A 22,532-nucleotide genomic window follows, 5' to 3' on the forward strand; every position below is an offset into this window, starting at 1 on the left:
TCAGACCTGCGTCCGGTGGAAGTTCATGAACGACCGCGAGGCCGTCGGCCCGCGCTGGCCCTGGTAACGCGATCCGTACCGCTCCGAGCCGTACGGGTGCTCGGCCGGCGAGGTCAGCCGGAAGAGGCACAGCTGACCGATCTTCATCCCCGGCCACAGCTTGATGGGCAGCGTCGCCAGATTCGACAGCTCCAGCGTCACGTGCCCGGAGAACCCGGGGTCGATGAAGCCGGCCGTCGAGTGCGTGACCAGCCCCAGCCGGCCCAGCGAGCTCTTCCCCTCCAGGCGCGACGCGAGGTCGTCGGGGAGCGAGATGACCTCATAGGTCGACGCGAGCACGAACTCACCCGGATGCAGGATGAACGGCTCGTCGCCCTCCGGCTCGACCAGCCGGGTCAGATCGCTCTGCTCCACCGCCGGGTCGATATGCGGGTACCGGTGGTTCTCGAACACGCGGAAGAGCCGGTCCAGCCGCACATCGATACTCGACGGCTGCACCATCGACTCGTCGAAGGGGTCGACCCGCACCCGTCCGCTGTCGATCTCGGCCCTGATGTCCTTGTCTGAGAGAAGCACGTCCCGAAGGTTACGCGGACGACGCGGCCCCGGCCCAATCCTGACCGGAGCCGCGCGGCATCACTTGCGCTACTTTCCGTTCTCCACCGGCACCGCATGCCGCAACCGCGCACAGCGCGGACACCTCAACAACCGCCCGGGGCCCAGCCGGCCGACACCCAGATTCTGCATCGGGAACGACGCGGTGCTGAACACGTGCCCCTCGGCACAACGAACGACGGTGCGATCCATCGCTTCCCTTCCCCAACTTCCGTGGACGACAAAAGCCACATTAGGGGATGAGGCAGGCCATCTTCCACACGCCGCTCCGACCCCCAAACTACGCCCCAACCCCCGCCCCCCGCAGCCACATCCCCACCCCCCACGCCGCCCCCCGACAACACGAAGGCCCCAGGCGAAAACGCGCCCAGGGCCGACCATGCGGTACAGTATGCGACGGTGCCACGCCCCAAACCGGCGTGCCGCGCGAGTGTAGTTTAATGGTAGAACATGAGCTTCCCAAGCTCAGAGCGCGGGTTCGATTCCCGTCACTCGCTCCACCCAAAGCCCCAGGCCAACGGCCCGGGGCTGCTTTGTTGTGCGGGCTGTTCGCGCTCGGGGCCATGGACGTCGTCAGGTGCGCAGGAAGCGGTCGGCGATCAGTTCGGCGGCCATCATCACGGTGAGATTGGTCGCCACGGAAGGCGCGTCGGGAAGGATCGAGGCGTCGACCACCCGTAGGCCCGGCACTCCGTGCACGCGGCCCAGCCGGTCGACGACCGCGGCGGGGTCGTTCGCGGGGCCCATCGGTGCTGTGCCGCACAGGTGCGGATAGGGCTTGACGTGGGCTCTGAGGTAGGCGGTCAGTTCCGCGTCCGAGGTGAGCGCCGGGCCCGGTGCGATCTCGTGGAGTCCGAGGGCTCGCATCGGCGCGGTGGCGGCGAGCCGCCGGCCGAGGGCCACGGCTTCCCTCATCTTCCGAACGTCCAGCGGATGGGCCAGGAGTTCCAGATCCAGGCGTGGCGCGGTCCTCGGATCCAGGCCGGCAAGCCGCAGCCGGCCATGGCTGCCGGGCTCGGGCCGGGTCACGGAGAGCAGGAAGCCGAGCCCGCTGCCGTGCGGATAGGCCTCGGAGCGCACCAGATGACTGGGCGCGACATGCAGATCCAGCTCTCCGTCGCGGGCGAGGGAACTGCGCGTCCACAGCAGGACCGAGACCGCGGGGAGCGCGGTGCCGAGCAGTTCCGGCGGGGCGCTGAACAACAGGTAGGCGCAAGGGTGCTCGCGCAACTGCCGTCCTACGGGGAGGTCGGCGATGACGTCGAGGCCCAGGGCCTTCAGCTCGTCGGCAGGGCCGATCCCGGAGCGGAGCAGGATCGCGGGGCTGCCGGCCGCGCCCGCGGACAGGATCGTCTCCCGGGCCCGCATGAGGGTCCCGTCGATGGTGCGGACGCCGATGGCCTGGCCGTTCCGCCCGAAGGCGACGGTGGCGGCCGAGGTCCGGCCGAGGATGTGCAGGTTCGGCCGCGCGCGTGTTGGTTCGTCGAGGTACACCAGGCCGGTGCTCTGGCGGACTCCCCCGGCGATGTTGAGCGGGTAGCGCCCGATCCCGCCTTCGTGGGCGGCGTCCAGGTCGTCGAGGGGCTCGAAGCCGAGGAGGCCGCATGCCTGGACGAAGGCCTGGTGCGCCGGGGTCGTCGTCCCCTCGGGTACCCGGCGCACCTGCACCGGGCCGTGCCGCCCGTGTAGTTCCGGGTCGCCGTAGTCCGCGGCCTCCAACCGCCGGTAGTACGGCAGTACGTCCTCGGGCTCCCAGCCGGTCAGGCCGCGTCGTCGCCAGCGCCGCAGGTCGGCTGCGGGAGTTCGCATCGCCACCCCGGCGTTGATCGCCGATCCGCCGCCCAGCACCTTCGCCCGGACCACCGTCCCGGCGTGCCCCGTGCGCTGCTCGTCGAGGGGCGGGGCCTCCCAGAGAAGCGAGGGGTCGCCTTCGTAGACCGCCCCGTTGAGCACCTGCCGGGGAAACGCGGTCGGGGTGTACGCCTCTCCGGCCTCCATCAGGAGCACCTGACGGTCCGGGAGTTCGCTCAGTCTGGCCGCGAGCACGGCCCCGGCACTTCCCCCGCCGACGATCAGGACGTCGTACTCGTGGGCAGCCACTCCGTGCCCGTGGGCAGCCACTCCGTGCTCGTGGGCAGCCACCCCGTGCGGGATCTCAGTCGACACGCGCATCCCCGTTGAGAGTTCCGACGCAAACGGATGAATGCCAACTGGCCAAGATCCATTACGCTCTGATTCCATTAGGTTGCCAAGCGTAACGATACTTCACTCGTTGTCGCCGGCCTGCCGTGCATCGCTCTCCCCCCCCCGCCATCAGTGAAGGATCCCGCTGCTCCATGCCGAGCTCATCCATGTCCAGGCAGTCCCCGCTCCGCCAGGACGCCGTCTGGGATGTCCGTGCCCAGCAGACCGTGGAGTACGAGGTGGTCCTGACCTCCGATCTCCTGGCCCCCGCCAACAACTCCCTTGCCCGAGCGGGGATCTCCGCCGACACGCCGACCCCGGCCCGGCGCTGTGTCATCACCGAGCGCACGGTCGACAAGCTCTACGGCGACCGCATGCGGGCCTATTTCCACGCGCACAGCGTCGAGGTCCATTGGCTCGTTTTGGACTCCGGGGAGGAGCACAAGGACATCGGCTCCGTGCTACGGGCCGTGACCGCCTTCGACTCCTTCGGGATCCTGCGCCGGCAGGAGCCCGTCATCGCGGTCGGCGGCGGGGTCCTGACCGACATCGTGGGCTTCGCCTGCGGAATGTTCCGGCGCGGGCTGCCACACGTCAAGATCCCGACCACACTCATCGGGCTCGTCGACGCCGGCATCGGTGCCAAGGCCGGCGTCAACCACGCCGGGGGCAAGAACCGCATCGGCTGCTACCACCCGCCATGCACCGCGCTGCTCGATCCGACCTTCCTCGACACCCTGCCGGACCGTCAGATCTCCAACGGCCTGGCCGAGATCCTCAAGATCGCGCTGGTGCTGGACGCGCCGCTGTTCGAGCTTCTCGAGGAGTTCGGCCCGCTGTTGCGCAGCGAGCGCTTCCAGGGGCGCACCCCGCCCAGTGCGCTGGCCGGCGACGAGGTGCTGCGCCGTGCGATCGGCGGGATGCTCGCCGAGCTGGAACCGAACCTGTGGGAACACGAACTGCAGCGCGCCGTCGACTACGGCCACACCTTCAGCCCGGCCCTGGAGATGCACGCCATGCCGGAGCTCCTGCACGGTGAGGCCGTCGCCATCGACATGGCCCTGACCACGGTCATCTCCTGGCAGCGCGGCCTGCTCAGCGCCGCACAACGCGACCGCGTCCTGGCGCTCATGACCGCCTTGGGGCTGCCCCGCACCCACCAGGCCTGTCGGCCGGAGCTGCTGGCCGGCGCGCTCGCGGACACCGTCCGGCACCGCGACGGCCGCCAGCGGATGCCGCTGGCCACCGACATCGGCTCCGCCCACTTCGTCGACGACCTCACCGGAGACGAAGTACGCGCCGCTGCCGCCTATCTCCACGATCCGAGGGACCACTGATGCCCGAGCCAGACCACAACACCCGCGAACACGCCGGTGAACATACCGGTGAACACGCCGGTGAACGCACCCGCGAACACACCCGTGAAGACACCGGCGGACACTCCCGCGAACACAACCGCGAACACTCCGGTGAACTCATGGTGGCCGACACCAGGGGAGCTTCCGCCGTGCACGCGATGCACGGCGGCGCCGACGTCGCCCGCTGGAAGTGCCTGGCCCGGCGCATGGGCCTGGCCGGAACCTGGGAGGCCGTCGAATGGGCGTCCCTGCCGCCCGGCGCGGTATGCGGGGAGCACCGGCACACCCGCACCGAGGAGTTGTACTTCGTCATCTCGGGCGAGGGCGAAATCCTGCTGAACGACGTCCCGCACCGGATCAGGCCCGGGCACCTGGTCGTCAACGGCCTGGGCACCAGGCACCAGTTCCGCAACCTCGGTGACCAGGACCTCAACTGGCTGGTCATCGAAGTCTTCGGGCCCGACACCGCACAGGCGCTGGTAGGCGCGACAACCGCATCAGGAGAGACCTCATGACCTCAGCCACAGCCACAGCCACAGCCACAGCCACAGCCCAAGCCTCAGTGACCGAGACCGAGACCGCGACCGCTACGGGAGCGGGGTCGGGGTCGGGGATCGAGACAGCAAGGATCATCGACCTCTCGGCCGTCGGAGAGGTCGACCTGACGACCCTGCTCACCGGGCCGTTGCGTCAGGCCCGGCTCGTCACCCTCGACCACGCACAGGCCGAGACCCTCTCGGCGGCCGAACTGGAACACACGGTCTTCGTCCTGGAGGGCACCGGCACCGCTCAATCGGGCAGCACCGTCGTGCAGTTGGCGGCCGGCACCGCCGTCACCGTCCCGCAGGGCGGCGCCCTGACCATCAGCGCCGGCCCCGGACAGGAACCGCTGCGCTACTTCCACGCCAGCCTGATGGTGCCCGCGGCCGACCGGGAAGCGGGCTCGCAGTGATCGTCACCACCGTCGAGCGGACCACCCGCACCGTGCGGGACAACCTCCCGCACACCGAGAGCCGCTCCCTGGCCCGCCGCGGCTTCTTCTTCTCCGAGACCGAGGCGGTCGACCATCTCCGGCTGGCGCCCGGCGCCGAGATCGGCGTGCGGGGGCGCCGGGGCACCGAGGAGATCTGGTTCGTCGCCGCGGGCAACGGATTTCTCGAGCAGCCGGACGGGGGCAGCAGCAGCCCCCTGGCCCCGGGCAGTCTCGCCGCCTGCGCGCTGAACAGCGGGGTACGGCTGCGGGCCGGCGCGAGCGGCATGGAGCTCGTCCTGGTCGCCGTGGCACCACGCCATCTGACCGCCGGCATGCCCGCCCGGCTTCCCGTCGCCTCATGACCACCCGGCCGCCGGGCATCCCCGGTGCCACGAACGTCGACCATGTCGCGTACACGGTTCCCGACCTCGACCAGGCCGTGGCCTTCTTCACCGACGTCCTGGGCGCCGAACTGATCTACCGCGAGGGCCCCGTCCAGGATCCGGACGGCGACACGATGTCCCACCACCTCGGGGTCCATCCCCGGGCGAGCGCGCGGATCGCCATGCTCCGCCTCGGGCCGGTGACCAACCTCGAACTCTTCGCGTACGAATCCCCGGACCAGCGGCAGGAGCTGCCGGCCAACAGCGACTGGGGCGGACACCACCTCGCCATCCACGTCACCGACATCGACGAGGCGGCACGGTATCTGCGCGACCAGCCGGGAGTGCAGCTCCTGGGCAGCCCCCGTGCCATCCCGGAAGGTCCCATCGCGGGCAACCGCTGGCTCTACTTCCGAACCCCCTGGGGCATGCAGATGGAACTCGTGCAGGCCGCCGAGAACCTGCCGTACGAGCGCGGCACCCGGGCCCGCCGTTACGGCCCCTCACCTGTGCCCTGGTACCCCGGCGGAGACACGGTGCAGGACGCCGACCGCCGGAACAGCCCCGCCATCCCGGCCGACGCCCTGACAGGGAGCCGACATGCGTGACCAGATCGACATGACACCCACCCTCCTCGACTACGTCCGCGACGTCTCGCTGCGCGAGGAACCCGTGCTGCGAAAGCTGCGCGAGGAGACCGCCGCGCTGCCCGACCGGATCATGCAGATCCTCCCGGAGGAGGCCCAGCTCCTCGCGCTCCTGATCCGCCTCACCGGCGCGCGCGAGGTCCTGGAGATCGGCACCTTCACCGGCTACAGCTCACTGTGCATGGCCCGCGCCCTGCCCGCCGGCGGAAGGCTCGTCACCTGCGACCTGAGCGAGGAATGGACGGCCATCGCCCGCCGCGCATGGCAGGAGGCCGAGCTCCTCGAACGCATCGAACTGCGCCTCGGCGACGCCCTGGAGACCCTGGACGCCCTCTTCCTCGAGCGCGGTCCCGCCTGCTTCGACATGGTCTTCATCGACGCGGACAAAGCTCACTACCCGCAGTACTACGAACAGTCCCTCGCCCTCACCCGGCCCGGCGGCCTGATCGTCCTCGACAACACCCTGTGGTCCGGCCGGGTGACCGACCCCACCCAGCAGGACCCCGACACCCTCGGCGTCCGCTCCGTCAACGACACCCTCCTCGCCGACGAACGCATCGACCTCTCCATGCTGCCGATGGCAGACGGCATCACCATCGCCCGTAAGCGCTGACTCACGTCGGTCACGTGGGAAAGGTGCGGCGCGACACCATCAGGTCCGCCCGCACGGCAGGTGCGTATGGGCACTCACAGGGCCCCGGAAGCCAGGTACGGCTCCCGGGGCCCGTCCACGCGTTCCCCAGGAGACCGGCTGCCCCGGGTCCGCACGACCCCAGGCCACCGGCGACGCCCGTCAGCGTCTGCGTGGGGAGGTGGCGGTGGTTGCTACGAGGGCCTCGGTGACGAGGCGGACGCCGCGGGCGAGGCGGCTCAGTTGTTCCAGCTCGACGGCGTAGAGGCGGATCGTGTTCTCGATGACGGCCTCGACCATGCCCATGGTGGGCAGCTCGGCCCGGCTGGTGGTCATCGCCACCTGGACCGCGCGCATCTCGTACTGGAGCTGGAGCTGTGCGTGGCGGGCGAGCAGGGCCGGGTGGCGGGTGAGGGTGGAGTATCCGGCGTAGCGGGCCGGCAGCAGGTCACGCAGCCAGCGGGTGGCGGTGCGTTCCCAGTCGGGGTTCCCGGGTGATTTGACCTGGCAGGGCCAGTCCGGGCTGAGCGTGGTGAGGGTCGTCTGGGACATTCTCGTCGCTTCCGAAGAGTGCCGAACTCTGATCAAGAGGTTGTTGGCTGCCTCGGCCCAGGGGTTGACCGAGGCTGCCGTGGGCGCTCCGCGGGTGCGAGCGCCCGGTGTGAACACCCCGGGCGCGCCACGAGGAGGGAGCGTCGGCCCGGGTGTTCCGTCGGGAGGGCGGGTCACGCTCTCCAATGGCGTCCGGTGGGCCCAGGCGCCGCTTGCAGTAAACATATATACCGTCGAGTACGCAAGGGTATGAAAAAATTCATACATTCCGGGCAAGGCGGCGCCGCACGGACGGTGAAAACGGTTTCTAGAGGGTTCTCCAGCGGTTTCCAGCGGGTTCTCAGAGGAAGAAACCGTGCTGATCGGCGACCTGCTCGTACCCCTCGAGCCGCGCCTGCGTCCGTCCAGGATCGGCGTCGGCCATGGCCTGCAGCAGGGCCGCGGAGAGCATGCCCGGGGCCGCGTAGGAGTCGAAGACCAGCCGCGAGCCGGTGCCGGCGGTCAGCACCACGTCCGCCTCGTCCACCAGCGGGCCCAGGGTGAGATCCGTGATCAGCGCGATGCGCAGCCCGGCGCTGCGGGCGGCCCGCAGCGCGGCCAGGGTCTCCTTGGCGTGCCGGGGCATGGCGAACGCCAGCACCCACGCCCCGCCCGCCGCCCGGGACTGCAGCAGCGCGTCGAAGGCGACGCTGCCGCCGCGGGTCACCACCCGCACATCGGGGTGGATGCGGCGGGCGGCATAGGCGAAGTACTCCACGAGCGGCGCCGAGATCCGCAGGCCGAGAACCGTCAGCGGCACGGAATGGGCCAGCTCACGGCCGATGTCCAGCACCTGGTCGGTGTCGGCGAGCAGCCGCCGCACGTTCTCCAGGTTCTCGATCTCGGTGTCGACCGCCGCCTGCAGCTCGTTGCGGCGGACCTGCTCCCGGCTCTCCGGCGACCCGGCGACCGCGCTCAGGGCGATCGGCTGCAGCACGTCCCGCAGGGCGGGGTAGCCGCTGAAGCCGAGGGAGGTGGCGAAACGGGTCACGGAGGGCTGGCTGACGCCCACCCGCTCGGCGAGCTCGGTGATCGAGAGGAAGGCGGCCTCGGTGAGGTGATCGATCAGGTACTGGGCGATACGGCGCTGTCCGGGGGACAGGCGATGGCCGTTGAACAGCGCGTGGACGCGGTCCGCGGGGGCACGCTCCTGCTCCTGGGGCTGCCCACCCGGGGTGATCGCAGCCGCCTGTGCCCGTGCCTGCTGCCCCGATGGCACCGGTGCGCCTCCTTATCCATGCCGCTCCTGCTCAACATAGCTCACGCCCTGTGGTCGGCCGGGAAATCTCCCCAGGGCGGTGTTCCACTGCTGGGCGATGGCGTCCGCACGGGCGAAGTGCTCGGTGGCCTCGGCGTCGCGGCCGAGGAGCCGTGCGAGCTCGCCGAGCGTGTACGCGACCGGCCGGATCGCCACGGTGGAGCCCGAGCTGGGCGGCGGTGCGTGGCGGTAGGGCAGCAGCGCCGCGTACAGCTCCTCGGCACCCTCCTTCTCGCCGAGCGCGACCATGGTCATCGCACGGAAGGTCGCGAAGACCTTGAAGAAGTAGTCCGGCCGGATCGGCGGCGCCTGCGCCAGCACCCGCCGGGCCTCGGCCGGCTGCCCGGCAGCGGCCAGGGCCGCGGAGAGCAGATCGCAGGCGATCGGGCCGTAGGCGTCGAAGGCCCGCCGGGCCGGCGGTACGAACTCGCCGAGCCGTCCCTGGCCCGACCTGATCGTCGCGGTGGCGATCAGCAGATAGCCGGCGGCGTGCGGTGAGCCCTGGCGGCCCATCCGGGCGGCCGCCTCGGCGTAGAGCCGCTCGGCGTCCGCGACCCTGCCCTCGATGTGCGCGAACGTCGCCAGCATGCTCTCGCCGACCGCGACGGGTCCGGGCATCCGGTAGGCGCGGGCAAGTTCCAGGCACTCGGCGGTGAGCCGGTGGACGCCGGCGACGTCGCCCTCGACCGCCAGCGCCGTCGACCGGATGAACAGCCCGTACCAGCGGTAGATCGGCAGGTCGTGCGCGCTGCCGAGCCGTTCGATCCGCTCCCCCAGCTCCGCCCGTTCCCGCCACTCCAGCTCGGTGTCGAGCTCACGGGCCAGGGTCGCGAGCGCCAGCGCCCGCAGCATGGGATCCCCCAGGCCGTCCGCGATCACGACGGCCTCCTCGGCGGCGGCCCGTGCCCGCGGGTCCTGACCGTCGGAGAGCTCGGCGGAGTACGCGTCCAGCAGCCGGCAACGCACCGCGGGTTCGAGATCCGGCAGCTCCAGCAGGCGGCCGAGCCCGGCGACGACGGGCTCGTCGACCATGCCGTACGGCCGGGTCTGCCAGGGCGTCGGCTCGGTCCACGCGGTGAACGCGCGGATCAGCAGATCGTCCCGTGCCGCGGCCGTGGCGAGATCGATCGCCGTCTGACGTGTCGTACGCGCCTCCATGACGGCCCCGGCCCGTACCTGGGCCCGCAGCAGCCTGCCGAGCAGCTCGATCCGCTCGTCGTCCCGGTCTCCGGTATCCCCTGCGGGACCTCCGCCCGTGGGAATCCCGGCACCGGCCGCAGTGAGGCGCAGGCGGTCGAAGCACTCCAGCGCCTGCCCGAGCAGAGCGGCGGCCACGTCGTGGGCATAGCGGCCCTCGGCGAGCGCGGCCGCGCGCACGCAGTAGTCGACGGCTTTGGCCGCCGTGGCCGAGGACGCCGCTCCCGCGTAGTGATGGGCCAGCGCGGAGACGTCGTCCGGGGCGAGCCGCTCCAGGGCCGCCGCGATGCGGCCGTGCATGCGGGTGGCGCGCAGCCGGCTCAGGTCGGCCAGCAGCGTGTCCCTGACCAGCGCGTGCACGAACCGGACGCGGCCCGGCGCGGGTTCGGTGAGCAGTCCCGCGACGAGGCCGGTCTCCAGCGCGCCGAGCACGCCGTCCTCGCCGGTGTCCGCGGCACCGACCAGTACCTCGACGTCCGCCTCGCGCCCCGCGACCGCGGCCAGCCGCAGCAGGGCCACGGCCGCGTCGGGAAGCCGTCCCAGCCTGCGGCGCAGCACGTCGCGCACCCCTTGCGGCACATCGGACAGGGCCACCAGCGCGCCCTCGCTCCCCAGCAACCGCGCGCTCTCGCGGACGTAGAAGGGGTTGCCGCCGGTGCGCTCGGCGAGCGCGGCCACCGTCCGGGCGTCCACCGGTGCCTCGCCCGCCGCACCGGTCACCGCCCCGATCACCTCCGCGACGGCCGACTCGGACAGTCCCCGCAGCGGCACGCGCAGCGGTGACCGCCGCGCCAGACCGGCGAGTCCATCGGTGAGCGGGCCCCCGATCTCGTCCGGCCGGTACGCGGCCACGAACAGGACGGGGGTGCCCTGCGGCAGATCGACCAGGCCCACCAGCATCGCGAGCGTCTCGGCGTCGGCCCAGTGCAGGTCGTCCAGCAGGACGGCCACCGGCCGGTCCTTCGCCGCCGCGGCCAGCCACTGCCGGACCGCCCGGTGCAGCCGGAACCGGCCCGCGGCCGCGTCCTCCTGAGGGACGGAGCCGGTGGCGGAGCCGGCGGAGTCCGCGGTCCCGTCGGACAGCAGCGGGGCCAGCACGGCGGCCGACCCGGCCGGCGGCGGGACCTCCGCGGCGACCGACCGCAGTGCCTCGACCCAGGCCCAGGCGGGCGGCGCGCCCTCGGCGTCCGTGGTGCGGCCGAACACGACGAGCCAGCCGGCACGGCGCAGCCGGTGCCCGAACCGTTCCAGCAGCGCCGACTTGCCCAGCCCCGCCTCTCCGGTCACCAGCGCGACGCCCGGACCGGCGGTGCGCGCCCGGTCCGCGGCGCCCGCGAGGAGCTCCAGTTCGGACTCGCGGCCGACGAACAGGTCTGCCTCAGGGGTTTGTTGCACGGGGGCGGTCGAAGGTACCGGACTCGCCGGACTCGTCAGCGGATCCGCCGGCGGGTCGATCGGCGGTTCCGGCGGGGCGTCCGTCAGCGGTTCCGGCGGCGCGTCCGTCGCGGCGCGGAGGACCTCCGCGCGCTGGGCGAGGACCGCCTCTTCGAGTGCGGTCAGGCCGGGGCCGGGGTCCAGGCCGACCTCGGCGGCGAGGACCGCGCGGGCCCGCCGGAGGGTGGCCAGCGCGTCGGCCTGCCGGCCCACCGCCCACAGCGCCAGGGCGTGCAGGCGCCAGCCCTCCTCACGCAACGGCTCGTCACGGGTGAGCAGTTCGGCCTCCGGAACGGTCCCGGAGACGTCGGCGGAGCGCAGCCCCACCGCGACGCGCAGTTCCCGGGCGACCCTCCGGAGCTCCTCAAGACGCGCCGTCTCGGCGCGGGCCCACGGTTCGTCGGCCGTCTCCGCGTACGCCGGGCCCTGCCAGAGCGACAGCGCCTCGTCCAGCAGCCGGCCCGCGGCCCGCGGCCGGGTGGTGAGGAGTTCGCGGGCGTCGTGCAGCAGCCGCTCGAAGCGCCAGGCGTCGACCGCGTGCTCGGGCAGCCGCAGCGCATAGCCGGGCGGCGCGCTGACCAGCAGCTTCGCCGGGGTACGCGGAGCCCGGCCGGGCTCCAGGAGCCGGCGCAGGTTCGACACGTACGCCTGCAGCGAGGTCACCGCCTGAGCGGGCGCCGCGTCCTGCCAGAGGTCCTCGACCATCCGGTCGACGGGGACCACCTGGCCGCGCGCCGCCACCAGCAGAGCGAGGACCGACCGCTGCCTGCGCCCGCCGAGCGGAACGGGCTCCCCGTCCCGTGTGGCCCCGAAGGAACCGAGCACGCGTATGACACCATGTCGCCGCACATCGTAAGCGGCCAAGGATCTTGGCGGGCCCGAATTCCCCAGCCCCGGGCCACAGTTCCCGGGCAACAGTTCCCAGCCCGCCTTCCCGGCCCACGTTCCCCGCCCGCCTTCCCGGCCCGCATTCCAAGCCCTGGTTCCAAGTCCTGATTCCAAGTCCGTTCCAAGTCCCTTCCAGGAGCCGCCGACGAGGCTTCCCACATGAAGACGAAGAACGCAGCACCCCAGGCCGACGCCCGCCCCGACACCCACGAGATGGTGGTCATCCACCTCGGACTCCGCCGGGAGTCCCGGCTCCTCACGGAGCTGATCGCAGCCGTCGCCCCGGGCGACACCGCACGCGCCGGCGTGCTCGCCGCGCACTTCCGCGACTACCTGCTGGGGCTGACCAACCACCACCACGGCGAGGACGACCATCTCTGGCCACCGCTCCTGGCCCGGGTCGACATCGAGGCCGATCTGGTGCTGCGGATGGAAGCCCAGCACGAAGGGATCGCGGCGACGCTGGCCCGGGCCGAAGCGGCGCTGCCCGGCTGGGAGGCCACGGCCGGCGAGGCGGAACGCGATCTGCTGGTGGCCGCTCTCACCGAGCACCGCGCCGTCCTCGTCGAGCACCTGGACGACGAGGAGCAGAATCTGCTCCCGCTCGCCGAACGGCACCTGTCCGTGAAGGAGTGGAACGCGCTCGGCGATCACTTCATGGCGACGACGCCCAAGCCCAAGCTGCTGTTCTACCTCGGCATGGTCCTCGAAGAGGCCGACGGGACCGAGCGCGCGAAGATCCTCGGCGAGCTGCCGCTCCCGGCCCGGCTGCTCTGGTACGTCGTCGGCAGCCCCGCGTACAACCGCAAGGTCCGCCGCATCCGCAACGGGGCCCGCTGACCGACCCGCGCCGGCCGACCCGCACACCTCACCGACCGCCGAGCCTCACCCCTTCACGCACAAGGAGACCTGTCATGACCCGGAAGCACGTCACCACCGCCCTCGCCGTCATCGGCGGCGCGTTCATCATCTACGTCGGCCTCAGCTATCTGCTCGCCCCCCGGACGACCGCGTCCGGATTCGGTCTCCCGACCTGGCCGCAGCAGGACGGCACGGCCTTCCTCGCCGTCAAGGGCGTCCGCGACATCGCGACCGGCCTGGTCATCTTCGCGCTCCTTCTGACCGGGCACCGCACGGCACTGGGCTGGGCGATGCTGGCGATCACCTTCGTCCCGGCCGGGGACATGGTGGTCGTGCTGAGCAACGACGGTTCCGCCGGCACCGCGTACGGGGTCCACGGCCTCACCGCCGCGGCGGTCGCGGTGACCGCCGGGCTGCTCCTTCGCGAGCGCCCCGTCCCGTCGAGCGCCCCCACGACCGCGGGGCCGGCCGCCCGGGAGGCTTCCCGGACGGCCGACCCCGCTCTGAAGCGGTGAATTCCCTTCATCACAAGCTCAGTTGGATGTCACCAAGCGGACGGGGCCGGCGGTGCGACGACCGCCGGACGGTCGTCGCAGGTGATGGTGTTCGGCAGTTCCCAGGGCGCGAGCCAGGGGCCGGTCGTACCGCCGCCGTCGTTGCCGCCGAGATCGGTCAGGGCGAACTCCGATCCGGCGGGAGTGAAGTGGAACGAGCCGCAGTTGTTGACCCCGACCGCACCGACGTTGCGGGCGTCCACGTTCTCGAAGGACGAGGATCCCGCCGCGCGGCCGCTGACCACCGAGGTTCCCGTGCCGTCGACCCTGATGTCCTTGAAGTGGACGTTCGTGATCGAGTACAGGTCCTTCACCGGCCAGTCGGAGACCAGCATGATCGCGTTGTAGGTGTTGTCGAGGAAGTGGTCACCGGTCACCCGGATGTCCGCATCGATGTTCTTCTCCAGCGCGAAGAACCAGATCGCCCCGAGCCCGATGTTCCAGTTCAGCTCGTACGTGCCGGCGCGGACCGTGGTGTTGTCGGTGATCCACAGATGTCCGGTGAACGCCTCGGAGCCGAAGCGGGAGCCGACCTGGATGGCGCTGCCCTCCCGGATCGGGTCCGCGATCAGGTTGTTCGAGACCGTGTTGTCGGTGCCGCCGTAGATCGCGATGCCGTTGGCGAGCACCGGCGTCTGCACGGTGTTGTGGTCGAAGGTGTTGCCCGCGTTCCCGGTCTTCTCGGACCACATGGCGAGGCCGTCGTCACCCGAGTTGCGGACGAAGTTGTTCGACACGAGCGAGTGCGTGACACCCGTGTGGAAGTTGAGGCCGTCGGCGATCTGGTCGGCGATGACGTTGTCGGTGATCCGCAGATTCGTCATCGGCCCGTCGAACCACATGCCGACCTTGGTGTGGTGGAGGTAGAGGCCGTCGATCGTCGAGTTGTTCAGCGCCCCGCCGATCCCGTTCACCTGGTCGGTGTCGACCCGGTCGCGCACATCGCCCTCGACGGCGAAGCCGGACAGGTGGACGTTGCTGCTGCCGCCGGCCGCCGCGTCCTTGCCGTAGAAACCGACCCCGGTGTGCACCGAGCCTCCCCCAACCTCCGGCCGGGGGTGCCCCGATAGTGGCGTACTGAGGGAGACCTCGTGCCCCTTGATGATCGTGTACCAGCTGCCGGCGCCCTCGATCGTCACGTTGTCGACGACGATGTGGCGGTTCACCTGGTAGGTGCCCGGTGGAATGTAGACCTTGAGGTGCGTCCGCTGCGCGAAGGCGATCGCCCGGTCGATCGCGTCGGCCGAGTCGCGCCGGCCCGACGGGTCGGCGCCGAACGCCAGCACGTTCGCCGCGACGACGGCGAGGTGCGGCGCGCCCACGAGCTGGGAGTCGAGCAGGTCGATGGTGGTGGCCGAGGCCCTGCTCCCGGCGGGAACGGTGAGCCGCACCTTGTCGCCCGCGCGGTACTTCCTGCCGAGCGACAGCCGCTGCTCGTCGTAGAAGTGGTTCGGGCGGAACGGCGTCGCGAACTCCGGGGCGGGCGTCGTGGCGGCGGGCACACAGCCGCACTCGGTGACCCAGTAATCGGGGTGCAGCAGCCCGGCGTTCGGGTCGTTCGAGAACGGATACTGGTTGTACAGCCAGGAGTACTGCGACGTCAGGGTCGCGGTGGTCCGGTTCCTGCCGTTCACGGTGACGTCGAGCGGTGCGGTGATCCCGCCGCCGCCCGGCGCGTCCGGAATGCTGTAGCGCACGGTGATCGCGTCGGCCGCGGCCGGCAGCGTGAACTCGACGTACTGGCCCGGCGTCAGGGAGACCGCCCGGCGCCCGGACGCCTCCGCCGGCAGCGTGTACGCGGTGCGGCCCGGGCCGATGACCGTGCCGTTCGTCGCGGCGTTCTCCGCCTCCTGCTCGGCGAATCCCACGCTCGCGCCCCGGCCCGCGACGAGCGCCGGAGCAAGGGCGGCGCGCGTCACCACCGGGCCGGCACCGCCGCCCGCGGCAGATCCCGCCGAGGCCGTCCCACCGGCCAGAACGCTGAGCCCGACGGCCGCCGCGGTCAGCGACGCGACCGCCACCGCGGCTCTTCGCCGCGGTACGTCCGACCACTTCGCCACAGCACCGGTGATGCTCCGTGACATCGCATGCTCGTTTCTCTCGGGAGGACGAACGCCTGGGACCCGCACGGCGAAGCGGCCGCCATGAGGGTGAGGTGACAGTAGGACCCCACTCCCGGTTCCACAAGGTTCCTACCGAAGAATTCCGTCGACTTACCTTCAAAATACGGCGGTCCGTCGAAGTCTTGCGTCAACTTCCTTGATTCATTGCGGCGGTGCCGTCCGGACGGTGGCCCGTCGCGACGTGCAGGCCGTAGCGGTTCCACAGGAAGCGCTGGACGAAGAGGGTGACCGTGCCGGCCAGCAGCATGCCGGCGAGGTTCACGCCGAGCTGCTGGAACGAGGCGGCGACCTCGTGCCAGTGCGCGAGCGCGACCGCCACGGCGATGTTGCCCGCCGCCGGGACCGTGGTGACCGAGATGAAGACGCCCACCAGGGCCGCGGACTTGCCCGCGGTCATCGACAGGATTCCCGCGACGCCGGCCAGCAGCGCCACGATGAACGACCACTTGTCCGGGTGGATGATGAAGTCGGTCGTCGGTCTGTTGTCCAGCATGTCCGGAGTGATCCAGCCCAGCAGCCGGCTGGTGACCGCGCAGGCCGTCGTGATCGCGATCGCGACGGCGAAACCGATGACGAGGGTGCGCACGGCCGCGCCGATCAGCCGCAGATCGCCCCGCAGCACGCCGAAGCAGGCCGCCGCCACCGGCCCGAACTCGGGGCCCAGCACCATCGCGCCGACGATCAGGATCGGCTGGTCCAGCAGCGCGCCGATCGCCGCGATCTGTGTCGCGAGCGCCAGAAAGGCCAGGAACGCCCAGGTGAGGCGGGTCTCGGCGGCGGTGCGCGCGGCCAGTTCCTCCCAGACGACGGCGTCGTCGGGTTCCCCCGGTGCGAGCTCCTCGGCCTTCTCCGCGGCGGTGGAGATCGACAGATACAGCTCCTCGACGGTGATCCCACCGCTGTCCTTCAACCCCAGCGCGCGCAACTGCGCGAGCACGCCGTTGGCCGCCTCCCGGGCCACGTCGAACTCGACGACGTCGCCCGGCGGCGCGTACGCCGCGCCGGACAGTCGCACCACGTTGACCACCGCGGGGCAGTCGGTGGCGGTCCTCAGCACCTCGTCGGTGCGTTCCACGGGACTGATCACTCGCACATGCAGCACAGCGTCATTGTGCCCGGGTTCGCCCTCCCCCGGGCTCGTCGTCCCCAGGCTCGTCGTCTCCAGGCCGGCGCCGCCGTCACGCGGAGGCGTAGCGCTCCGCGAGGGTCCGGGCCGTCTCGGCCAGCCGGGAGCGCAGTTCCGGGGGGCTGAGGACGTCGACGTCCGTGCCGAGGGCGAGGAAGGTGCCGTGGGCGTGGTCGAGGGACTCGATCGGAAGCGTCGCGCGGGTCCAGCCGTCCGGTTCCGGGGTTCCGGTGGCGGCCAGGGCGCGGGCGGCGGCTCCGGTGAGCCGGGACGCGGCGCCCGGCGCGAGCCGGACCAGCGCCTCGCCCTGGTGGAGACGGGCGTGGAAGTCCGCCTGGTAGCGCTGCCAGTAGCCCGCCAGATCGAAGTCCCCGGGTGGCTGGAACTCCTCGTCGAGCACGGTGAGTTCGAGGATCTGGTCGACGCGGTAGGTGTACGGTCCCGGCCCGGCGACGATGTACCAGCGGCCCGCCTTGAGCACCAGCCCGTACGGCTCCAGGCGCCGGTCGACATCGGTCGGCGCCTTCCAGCGGCGGTAGCGGACGTCGAGCACCCGGCTGTGCCACACCGCGTCCGCGACCTGCGGCAGATGCGGGACGTCAGCGTCGTCCGCGTACCAGCCGGGCGCGTCGAGATGGAATCTCGCCTGCATGCGTTCGGCCTGGGCGCGCAGCTCGGGCGGGAGCGCCGCGCGCAGTTTGAGCTGGGCGCCGGCGAGCGCGGCGCCGAGTCCCAGCTCGGCGGCGGGGCCGGGGATCCCGGAGAGGAAGAGCGCCTCCGCCTCGCCCGCGCTCAGTCCGGTCAGCCGGGTGCGGTAGCCGGCGAGGAGCTGGTAGCCGCCGGAGTGCCCGGCGTCGCCGTAGAGCGGGACGCCCGCCGCGTGCAGTGCGTCGACGTCCCGGTAGACGGTCCGTACCGACACCTCCAGCTCCTGCGCGAGCTGGGCGGCGGTCATCCGGCCCCGGGTCTGGAGCAGCAGCAGAACGGAGAGCAGACGGCTGGACTTCACTGACACAAGATGTCAGTGAAGTGGCTCTACGGTCCAGCCATGGCTTTCACGGAGAAACTGCTGCGGGTGCTGCCACCGGTCGAGGTGGGGGGCCGCTCCATCAAGCGCTACCACGTCACCGCCGACCCGGCGGGGATCGAGCCCGAGGTCGAGAAGGCCGCGTACGCGATCCTCCCCGAGCTGCTGCCCGAGCCGGACGGTACGCCGCAGGCCACCTTCATCGTCCTCCACAGGGGAGGGGACGACGGAGCGTACCTGAACGCGTACAGCTGGGCCTGGGACAACGCCCTGCACTTCGCCGGGGCGGCGGGCGGTCAGCCGGTGCTGGGCTGTCCCGACAACGACCCGACGCACTTCGTCCGGCTGGAGCCGACGCTGATCGGCTGCGTCTGGGAGCTGCCGCCGCTCCTCCATGAACGGGACGCCTGGGTACGGCACATGCTCGCGCCCGACCGCCCCGACCTTGCCGCCTATCTCGCCGACTCACTCCCCGAGGGCACTACAGGAGACCGCTCATGAACGACTTCGACTTCCTCACCGGCAGCTGGGACGTCGCCAACCGGTGGCGCACCGACTTCCTCGACGAGACCAGCGAGTGGGAGGAGTTCCCGGCCGTCAGCCACGCCTCGGGGCACTTCGAGGGGGGCGCGAACTTCGACGAGATCGTCTTCCCGACCAAGGAGTTCGCCGGGCTGACCGTGCGGCTGTACGACACCGAGCGCAAGGAGTGGTCGCTGTACTGGGCCAGCAACCGCACCGGGACGCTGTTCCCTCCGGTGACCGGAACCTTCACCGACGGCGTCGGGGAGTTCTACGGGGACGACATGCACGCGGGGCAGCAGGTCAGGGCCCGCTTCATCTGGTCGGGGATCACGGAGGACTCCGCGCGCTGGGAGCAGGCGTTCTCGGTGGACGGGGAGAAGACCTGGGTGACCAACTGGATCATGGAATTCACCCGCCGCTGACCCCTCTGACCCCTCACCGCTGAGCTCTCACCACAGCCCGCCGCCGGCCACGCGCGGGAAGGGGACCGGGTCGCCGGAGGAGATGGGCCGGCGACCCGGAGTGGTGCGTGGCGGGCGTCAGCCGTTGTGGGCGCCGTTGCCGGAGAGCACCGGGATCTGGTTCAGGATGTGCGACGCGGCCTCGTCGCCCTTGCCCTGGGTGGAGTTCTCGGCGCACTGCTGGTTCTGCGGCGACGCCAGGACGTTGATGTCCTGCGCCGTGACCGGAACCAGGATGCCGACGAGCGAGCCGACGTTGGCCTTGACCGGGACGCCCGCGCAGAGCTTGTTGACCGAACCCTGCACGAGGCCGATCTGCGGGCTCTGCATGCCGTCGGTGTGGGTGTTGCCGTAGGACTGTTCCGACCCGTTGCCGTTCACGGTGTTGAGACCCGACTCATCACCGATGGCCATCGCCTGCGGGGCCGTGGCGGCACCGACGGCGACGACAGAGGCCGCCAGGGCGGCGCCGGCCAGGAACTTCTTGATCATGATCAGTCCTTTGTCTGCGGGGGGATGCCCTGAGTCGGGGCGAAGAGATCAACCGTTCAGAACGGGTTTGGTTCCGGAGCTTCATTCCATTGGCGGAAATCGCCCCGCACAGTGAAGTCAGCCGCCGAGGGGCAGGCCGCCGAGCAGCGACGTGGCCTTCGCGGCGCCGGCCAGCGTCGGCGTCAGGTTCTTGGCGGCGTCGGTCGTCTGGCCCAGGAGCGAGTTCGTGGAGGTGTCCGACCGCAGCTTGTCGGTGGTCTTGGAGACCGCGCCCACCACGGGTCCGAGGCTGGCGTCGCCCGCCTGCTGCACCGGCTGCGCCGCGAAGGCCTGGTCGAGGCCGCCGTTGATGCTGGTCGGCATCGGGGCCCCGTCGGCGGCGAACGCCGGCGCGGCGGCACCCACGGCCATCACGGAACCGGCGACGACCACAGCAACCTTGGAGAACTTCACTGTCAACCCTTTCAGTGGCGGCGCCCGGGACGGCCACCGAGGTGGCGGCCGGGTGAGCGGCTGGTGGCTCACGACGCCGTAGTCCCCCTGGCTAACGACCCCGCCGCGCAACGGAAACCATGAGGAAAGATCCTTCTTGGCAATCACTCGAAAGTGAAGAACTCATGCAATTCTAGTATCAATTGAGTTCTCTGGATTCCGGCCCGGAGTACCGGAAAGAGGCGAACGCATTTGAAACAAGCGAAATGACATATTCTCGTTCGCGTGAAGTCGCGGTGCGGCCAGGGGGACCGTGGCGTCCGGCCCGTACTATCGAAGACGCACGAGGAGTCCGCAGATTCCTGCGCACGGCCTGCCCGAGGTGGGCCCCCAGCCGCCGGCGAATTCGCCGATTCGGGCACCTCGCGAATCTCCTGTCGCGAGACACCGGGGCAGGCCGTTTCCCCATCGCGTCAACGGATCAATTCGATCAGACCCTCGCGGCGCGCGTTCGGCGGTAGAGCATTGCTCCACTCAGCAGCAGCCCGGCACTGACCGCTCCGGCCGTACCGAGGTCCCCGGAACCCGTCTCGGCGAGCTGCGCGCGCACCGGAACGACGGGCCGGGTCGCGGCCGCGTGCTTCGGCGGCGTGATCTGCTCGACCGGCGGCGGGGTGAGGTGCGTCGTCGGCGGGGTGTGCCGGACCGGCGGCGGCAGGGGGTGCGTCGGCGGCGGGGTCCACTCCTCCCCGCCGCAGTTGGCGCCCATGGCCGGGTTCAGCAGCGCCACGACGTCGATCGAGTCGCCGCACACGGTGAGCGGGGCCTGGACGGGAACCCGGACGCTGTTGCCCGAGCCCACACCGGGCGAGCCCGACGTGGTGTTCGCCTCGTCGTGCCGCATGCCGTGGTGGCCGCTCTGCTCCTTGCGGTGCCGGCCGCCGTGCTGGGCCTTCCCGTGCACGGGTGCCCCGGTGTGCTGCGCGGGTGTCCCGGTGTGCTGCGCGGGTACCGGCGCGTGCCGCTCGTGCGCCGGGGCGGACTCGTTGCCGCAGCCGTTGCCCATCGAAGGGTTCAACAGGGCCACGACGTCGACCGTGTTGCCGCACACGTTCACCGGCGCGTCCACCGGGACCTGGATGCTGTCGCCGGACAGCACGCCCGGCGAGTTCGACGTGGTCGCCTGGGCCTCCGTATCGGCGTGTGCGTAGCCGCCGGTCATGGCGAGCACTCCGCTCGCCGCGGCGACGGTGATCAGACTCCTGCTCAAGGCCTGTCGCATCGACTCTCTTCCCTGCCATGGGTGTTTCACGAAGCGCGCGGGAAGGTCTCCCGCACGCCGCAACCGAAGCGGCCCCGGAGCACAGGCGAGCGCTCCGGGGCCGCAACGGGTCGCCCTCACGGGCTGGGGACCAACGTCACTTGTTGGTGCAGGCGTTGCCGAACGCCGGGTTGAGCAGGGCGATGACGTTGACCGTGTTGCCGCACACGTTGACCGGGATGTGGATCGGGATCTGAAGGCTGTTGCCCGACAGCACACCCGGGGAGTGCGAGACCTCGGCCTGGGCGCCGGCGTCGGCGAATGCGGGGGCAGCGCCGCCCATGACCATCAGCGTTCCTGCGGCGATTGCGGCAACCTTCGAGTACTTCACGTTGAGCTCCCTTTCCGTAGGGGCGTCGATCACAGTCACGACCGTCGTGCTGCCCGGGGGAATTTCTTGCCGCCCGTGACGCCGCTACCATCCGGGGTAACGACTGCCGATGGCTGGAGAAACCCTTCATGTGCCGCTGCCGTGATCATCCACCCGAATGCCGTAACTTCGGCTTCCGTAATTCACGAATTGCCGTACTGAATACGGCTCCAGGTGCGAATTAAGGGGAACGCAAAACAGCCCTGGCCGCCGGTGGTGGTCACCGGCGGCCAGGGCCTTCAGGCAATGCGGATCAGTGGTTGCCCGCGCCGTTGCCGGAGAGGACCGGGATCTGGTCCAGGATGTGCGACAGCGGCTCGTCGCCCTTGATCTGCGAGGAGTTCTCGGTGCACTGCTGGTTCTGCGGCGACGACAGGACGTTGATGTCCTGGACCGTGATCGGAACCAGGCCGACGAGCGAACCGACGTTGGCCTTCGCCGGGAGGGCGATGCACGGCTTGTTCAGGGAACCCTGGACGAGCGCGAACGAGGGGCTCATGTAGCCGCTGGTGTAGGTGTTGCCGTACGACTGCTCGGAACCGTTGCCGTTGGTGGTGCTGGCGCCGTTGTCGTCGCCGATCGCCATCGCGGGCGCGGCCATCGCGGCGGTGGCGCCGACGACGGAGACAGCCACCGCAGCCGTGGCGAGGAACTTCTTGATCACGATGATTCCTTCTTGTGCGAGATTGCCCCGGTACCGGGTCGGACTGATCAACCGTCCATCGCAGGTTTAGTTATGGTCCTTCACCCGAACGGTGACAGCCCCGGCCCGGACGACGAGCCGTGCGGTCAGCGGTTCACGCAGGCGTTGCCGAATACCGGGTTGAGCAGGCCGATCACGCTGACCGAGTTGCCGCACAGGTTGACGGGCACGTGCACCGGGACCTGGATCTGGTTGCCGGAACCGACACCGGGCGACTCCACAGCGGCACCCTGGGCACCGGAGTCCGCGAAAGCGATACCGGACGCACCGGCGACAGCGGCACCGGCGAAAGCGGTCAGAACGGTTGCCTTGGCGAAGCGTGACAAGGGAACACCTTTTTCTACTGGAGGGCCGGAAAGCGGCGTTGGCCCGGATGGG

At 70.7% G+C, this 22,532-nt stretch carries 24 protein-coding genes and 1 tRNA gene; 11 read left to right on the plus strand and 14 right to left on the minus strand.

Annotated elements, in window-relative coordinates; all coding sequences use genetic code 11:
* Window positions 1-576, minus strand: a complete 576-nt coding sequence (gene dcd / locus LNW73_RS15190) for a dCTP deaminase (protein ID WP_138351324.1) — start codon at window positions 574-576, stop codon at window positions 1-3.
* 465 nt (window positions 577-1,041) lie between these two features.
* Here dcd and LNW73_RS15195 point away from each other — a divergent pair.
* Window positions 1,042-1,115: transfer RNA gene (locus tag LNW73_RS15195), tRNA-Gly, on the plus strand.
* A 73-nt stretch (window positions 1,116-1,188) separates the two neighbouring features.
* On the opposite strand, the gene LNW73_RS15200 is transcribed toward LNW73_RS15195, so the two are convergent.
* Window positions 1,189-2,781 carry a GMC family oxidoreductase gene (locus LNW73_RS15200; protein WP_250990261.1) on the minus strand — a complete coding sequence of 531 codons (1,593 nt, stop codon included), beginning with the start codon at window positions 2,779-2,781 and terminating at the stop codon, window positions 1,189-1,191.
* Window positions 2,782-2,951: 170 nt separating this feature from the next.
* Here LNW73_RS15200 and LNW73_RS15205 point away from each other — a divergent pair, with 170 nt between their 5' ends.
* Genes LNW73_RS15205 through LNW73_RS15230 form a run of 6 tightly spaced genes read left to right on the plus strand, consistent with a single transcriptional unit; the run spans window position 2,952 to window position 6,773 of the window.
* Entirely contained in the window at window positions 2,952-4,136 is a 1,185-nt protein-coding gene (locus tag LNW73_RS15205) for a sedoheptulose 7-phosphate cyclase (RefSeq protein WP_250990262.1), read from the plus strand.
* Window positions 4,136-4,672: a cupin domain-containing protein gene (locus LNW73_RS15210; RefSeq protein WP_250990263.1), complete on the plus strand. Its 537-nt coding sequence runs from the start codon at window positions 4,136-4,138 to the stop codon at window positions 4,670-4,672. Before LNW73_RS15205 ends, LNW73_RS15210 begins: the two co-directional genes overlap by 1 nt.
* 47 nt (window positions 4,673-4,719) lie before the next feature.
* Entirely contained in the window at window positions 4,720-5,109 is a 390-nt protein-coding gene (locus LNW73_RS15215; RefSeq protein ID WP_250990264.1) for a hypothetical protein, read from the plus strand.
* Window positions 5,106-5,492 (plus strand): cupin domain-containing protein, encoded by a 387-nt coding sequence (locus tag LNW73_RS15220; protein WP_250990265.1) that lies wholly within the window; start codon window positions 5,106-5,108, stop codon window positions 5,490-5,492. The genes LNW73_RS15215 and LNW73_RS15220 overlap by 4 nt, the downstream gene beginning before the upstream one ends.
* Window positions 5,489-6,121: a VOC family protein gene (locus LNW73_RS15225; protein WP_250990266.1), complete on the plus strand. Its 633-nt coding sequence runs from the start codon at window positions 5,489-5,491 to the stop codon at window positions 6,119-6,121. The genes LNW73_RS15220 and LNW73_RS15225 overlap by 4 nt, the downstream gene beginning before the upstream one ends.
* Window positions 6,114-6,773: an O-methyltransferase gene (locus LNW73_RS15230; RefSeq protein ID WP_250990267.1), complete on the plus strand. Its 660-nt coding sequence runs from the start codon at window positions 6,114-6,116 to the stop codon at window positions 6,771-6,773. The genes LNW73_RS15225 and LNW73_RS15230 overlap by 8 nt, the downstream gene beginning before the upstream one ends.
* 180 nt (window positions 6,774-6,953) lie before the next feature.
* On the opposite strand, the gene LNW73_RS15235 is transcribed toward LNW73_RS15230, so the two are convergent.
* The 3 genes from LNW73_RS15235 to LNW73_RS15245 all read right to left on the minus strand — a co-directional run bounded on the left by LNW73_RS15235 (window position 6,954) and on the right by LNW73_RS15245 (window position 12,096).
* Window positions 6,954-7,343, minus strand: a complete 390-nt coding sequence (locus LNW73_RS15235) for a hypothetical protein (protein WP_250976908.1) — start codon at window positions 7,341-7,343, stop codon at window positions 6,954-6,956.
* 340 nt (window positions 7,344-7,683) lie between these two features.
* Window positions 7,684-8,601: a MurR/RpiR family transcriptional regulator gene (locus LNW73_RS15240; protein ID WP_250976907.1), complete on the minus strand. Its 918-nt coding sequence runs from the start codon at window positions 8,599-8,601 to the stop codon at window positions 7,684-7,686.
* Between the two features lie 12 nt (window positions 8,602-8,613).
* A complete protein-coding gene (locus tag LNW73_RS15245) occupies window positions 8,614-12,096 on the minus strand; it encodes a BTAD domain-containing putative transcriptional regulator (RefSeq protein ID WP_250990268.1) in 3,483 nt (1,160 codons plus the stop codon).
* A gap of 222 nt (window positions 12,097-12,318) precedes the next feature.
* Between LNW73_RS15245 and LNW73_RS15250 the strand changes: the two genes are divergently transcribed.
* Window positions 12,319-12,999, plus strand: a complete 681-nt coding sequence (locus LNW73_RS15250; RefSeq protein ID WP_250990269.1) for a hemerythrin domain-containing protein — start codon at window positions 12,319-12,321, stop codon at window positions 12,997-12,999.
* Between the two features lie 74 nt (window positions 13,000-13,073).
* Entirely contained in the window at window positions 13,074-13,535 is a 462-nt protein-coding gene (locus LNW73_RS15255; RefSeq protein ID WP_250990270.1) for a DUF4267 domain-containing protein, read from the plus strand.
* A 29-nt stretch (window positions 13,536-13,564) separates the two neighbouring features.
* Here LNW73_RS15255 and LNW73_RS15260 read toward each other — a convergent pair whose 3' ends face one another.
* The 3 genes from LNW73_RS15260 to LNW73_RS15270 all read right to left on the minus strand — a co-directional run bounded on the left by LNW73_RS15260 (window position 13,565) and on the right by LNW73_RS15270 (window position 17,832).
* The gene (locus LNW73_RS15260) at window positions 13,565-15,658 is read right to left on the minus strand and encodes a glycosyl hydrolase family 28-related protein (protein ID WP_250990271.1); all 2,094 of its coding nucleotides are present in this window, start codon (window positions 15,656-15,658) and stop codon (window positions 13,565-13,567) included.
* Between the two features lie 166 nt (window positions 15,659-15,824).
* Window positions 15,825-16,799 carry a DUF389 domain-containing protein gene (locus LNW73_RS15265; protein WP_250990272.1) on the minus strand — a complete coding sequence of 325 codons (975 nt, stop codon included), beginning with the start codon at window positions 16,797-16,799 and terminating at the stop codon, window positions 15,825-15,827.
* Between the two features lie 76 nt (window positions 16,800-16,875).
* Window positions 16,876-17,832, minus strand: a complete 957-nt coding sequence (locus tag LNW73_RS15270) for a helix-turn-helix transcriptional regulator (RefSeq protein WP_250990273.1) — start codon at window positions 17,830-17,832, stop codon at window positions 16,876-16,878.
* A gap of 39 nt (window positions 17,833-17,871) precedes the next feature.
* On the opposite strand from LNW73_RS15270, the gene LNW73_RS15275 reads away from it, so the two are divergent.
* Window positions 17,872-18,351 (plus strand): hypothetical protein, encoded by a 480-nt coding sequence (locus LNW73_RS15275; RefSeq protein ID WP_250990274.1) that lies wholly within the window; start codon window positions 17,872-17,874, stop codon window positions 18,349-18,351.
* A complete protein-coding gene (locus tag LNW73_RS15280) occupies window positions 18,348-18,797 on the plus strand; it encodes a hypothetical protein (protein ID WP_250990275.1) in 450 nt (149 codons plus the stop codon). The genes LNW73_RS15275 and LNW73_RS15280 overlap by 4 nt, the downstream gene beginning before the upstream one ends.
* Window positions 18,798-18,914: 117 nt before the next feature.
* Here the strand turns inward: LNW73_RS15280 and LNW73_RS15285 are convergent, their stop codons facing one another.
* The 6 genes from LNW73_RS15285 to LNW73_RS15310 all read right to left on the minus strand — a co-directional run bounded on the left by LNW73_RS15285 (window position 18,915) and on the right by LNW73_RS15310 (window position 22,480).
* Window positions 18,915-19,328, minus strand: coding sequence for a rodlin (locus LNW73_RS15285; protein WP_250976900.1), 414 nt, complete (start codon window positions 19,326-19,328; stop codon window positions 18,915-18,917).
* 117 nt (window positions 19,329-19,445) lie between these two features.
* A complete protein-coding gene (locus LNW73_RS15290) occupies window positions 19,446-19,781 on the minus strand; it encodes a hypothetical protein (protein ID WP_250976899.1) in 336 nt (111 codons plus the stop codon).
* A 469-nt stretch (window positions 19,782-20,250) separates the two neighbouring features.
* Window positions 20,251-21,042, minus strand: a complete 792-nt coding sequence (locus LNW73_RS15295; protein WP_250990276.1) for a chaplin — start codon at window positions 21,040-21,042, stop codon at window positions 20,251-20,253.
* Between the two features lie 136 nt (window positions 21,043-21,178).
* Window positions 21,179-21,412, minus strand: coding sequence for a chaplin (locus LNW73_RS15300; protein ID WP_250990277.1), 234 nt, complete (start codon window positions 21,410-21,412; stop codon window positions 21,179-21,181).
* 292 nt (window positions 21,413-21,704) lie between these two features.
* Window positions 21,705-22,115, minus strand: a complete 411-nt coding sequence (locus LNW73_RS15305) for a rodlin (RefSeq protein ID WP_250990278.1) — start codon at window positions 22,113-22,115, stop codon at window positions 21,705-21,707.
* A 125-nt stretch (window positions 22,116-22,240) separates the two neighbouring features.
* On the minus strand, window positions 22,241-22,480 hold the full coding sequence (locus LNW73_RS15310) for a chaplin (protein ID WP_250976896.1): 240 nt from the start codon (window positions 22,478-22,480) through the stop codon (window positions 22,241-22,243).
* Between the last annotated feature and the right edge of the window lie 52 nt (window positions 22,481-22,532).

Source organism: Streptomyces sp. RKAG337, from assembly GCF_023701715.1.
In the GTDB taxonomy this organism is placed as follows: domain Bacteria; phylum Actinomycetota; class Actinomycetes; order Streptomycetales; family Streptomycetaceae; genus Actinacidiphila.

What these genes read in the sequence shown, in the direction of transcription:
- LNW73_RS15205 (WP_250990262.1), top strand. Translation starts at nt 2,952, where the DNA reads ATGCCGAGCTCATCCATGTCCAGGCAGTCCCCGCTCCGCCAGGACGCC.
- LNW73_RS15210 (WP_250990263.1), top strand. Translation starts at nt 4,136, where the DNA reads ATGCCCGAGCCAGACCACAACACCCGCGAACACGCCGGTGAACATACC.
- LNW73_RS15225 (WP_250990266.1), top strand. Translation starts at nt 5,489, where the DNA reads ATGACCACCCGGCCGCCGGGCATCCCCGGTGCCACGAACGTCGACCAT.
- LNW73_RS15230 (WP_250990267.1), top strand. Translation starts at nt 6,114, where the DNA reads ATGCGTGACCAGATCGACATGACACCCACCCTCCTCGACTACGTCCGC.
- LNW73_RS15235 (WP_250976908.1), bottom strand. Translation starts at nt 7,343, where the DNA reads ATGTCCCAGACGACCCTCACCACGCTCAGCCCGGACTGGCCCTGCCAG.
- LNW73_RS15250 (WP_250990269.1), top strand. Translation starts at nt 12,319, where the DNA reads ATGAAGACGAAGAACGCAGCACCCCAGGCCGACGCCCGCCCCGACACC.
- LNW73_RS15255 (WP_250990270.1), top strand. Translation starts at nt 13,074, where the DNA reads ATGACCCGGAAGCACGTCACCACCGCCCTCGCCGTCATCGGCGGCGCG.
- LNW73_RS15260 (WP_250990271.1), bottom strand. Translation starts at nt 15,658, where the DNA reads ATGTCACGGAGCATCACCGGTGCTGTGGCGAAGTGGTCGGACGTACCG.
- LNW73_RS15275 (WP_250990274.1), top strand. Translation starts at nt 17,872, where the DNA reads ATGGCTTTCACGGAGAAACTGCTGCGGGTGCTGCCACCGGTCGAGGTG.
- LNW73_RS15280 (WP_250990275.1), top strand. Translation starts at nt 18,348, where the DNA reads ATGAACGACTTCGACTTCCTCACCGGCAGCTGGGACGTCGCCAACCGG.
- LNW73_RS15285 (WP_250976900.1), bottom strand. Translation starts at nt 19,328, where the DNA reads ATGATCAAGAAGTTCCTGGCCGGCGCCGCCCTGGCGGCCTCTGTCGTC.
- LNW73_RS15295 (WP_250990276.1), bottom strand. Translation starts at nt 21,042, where the DNA reads ATGCGACAGGCCTTGAGCAGGAGTCTGATCACCGTCGCCGCGGCGAGC.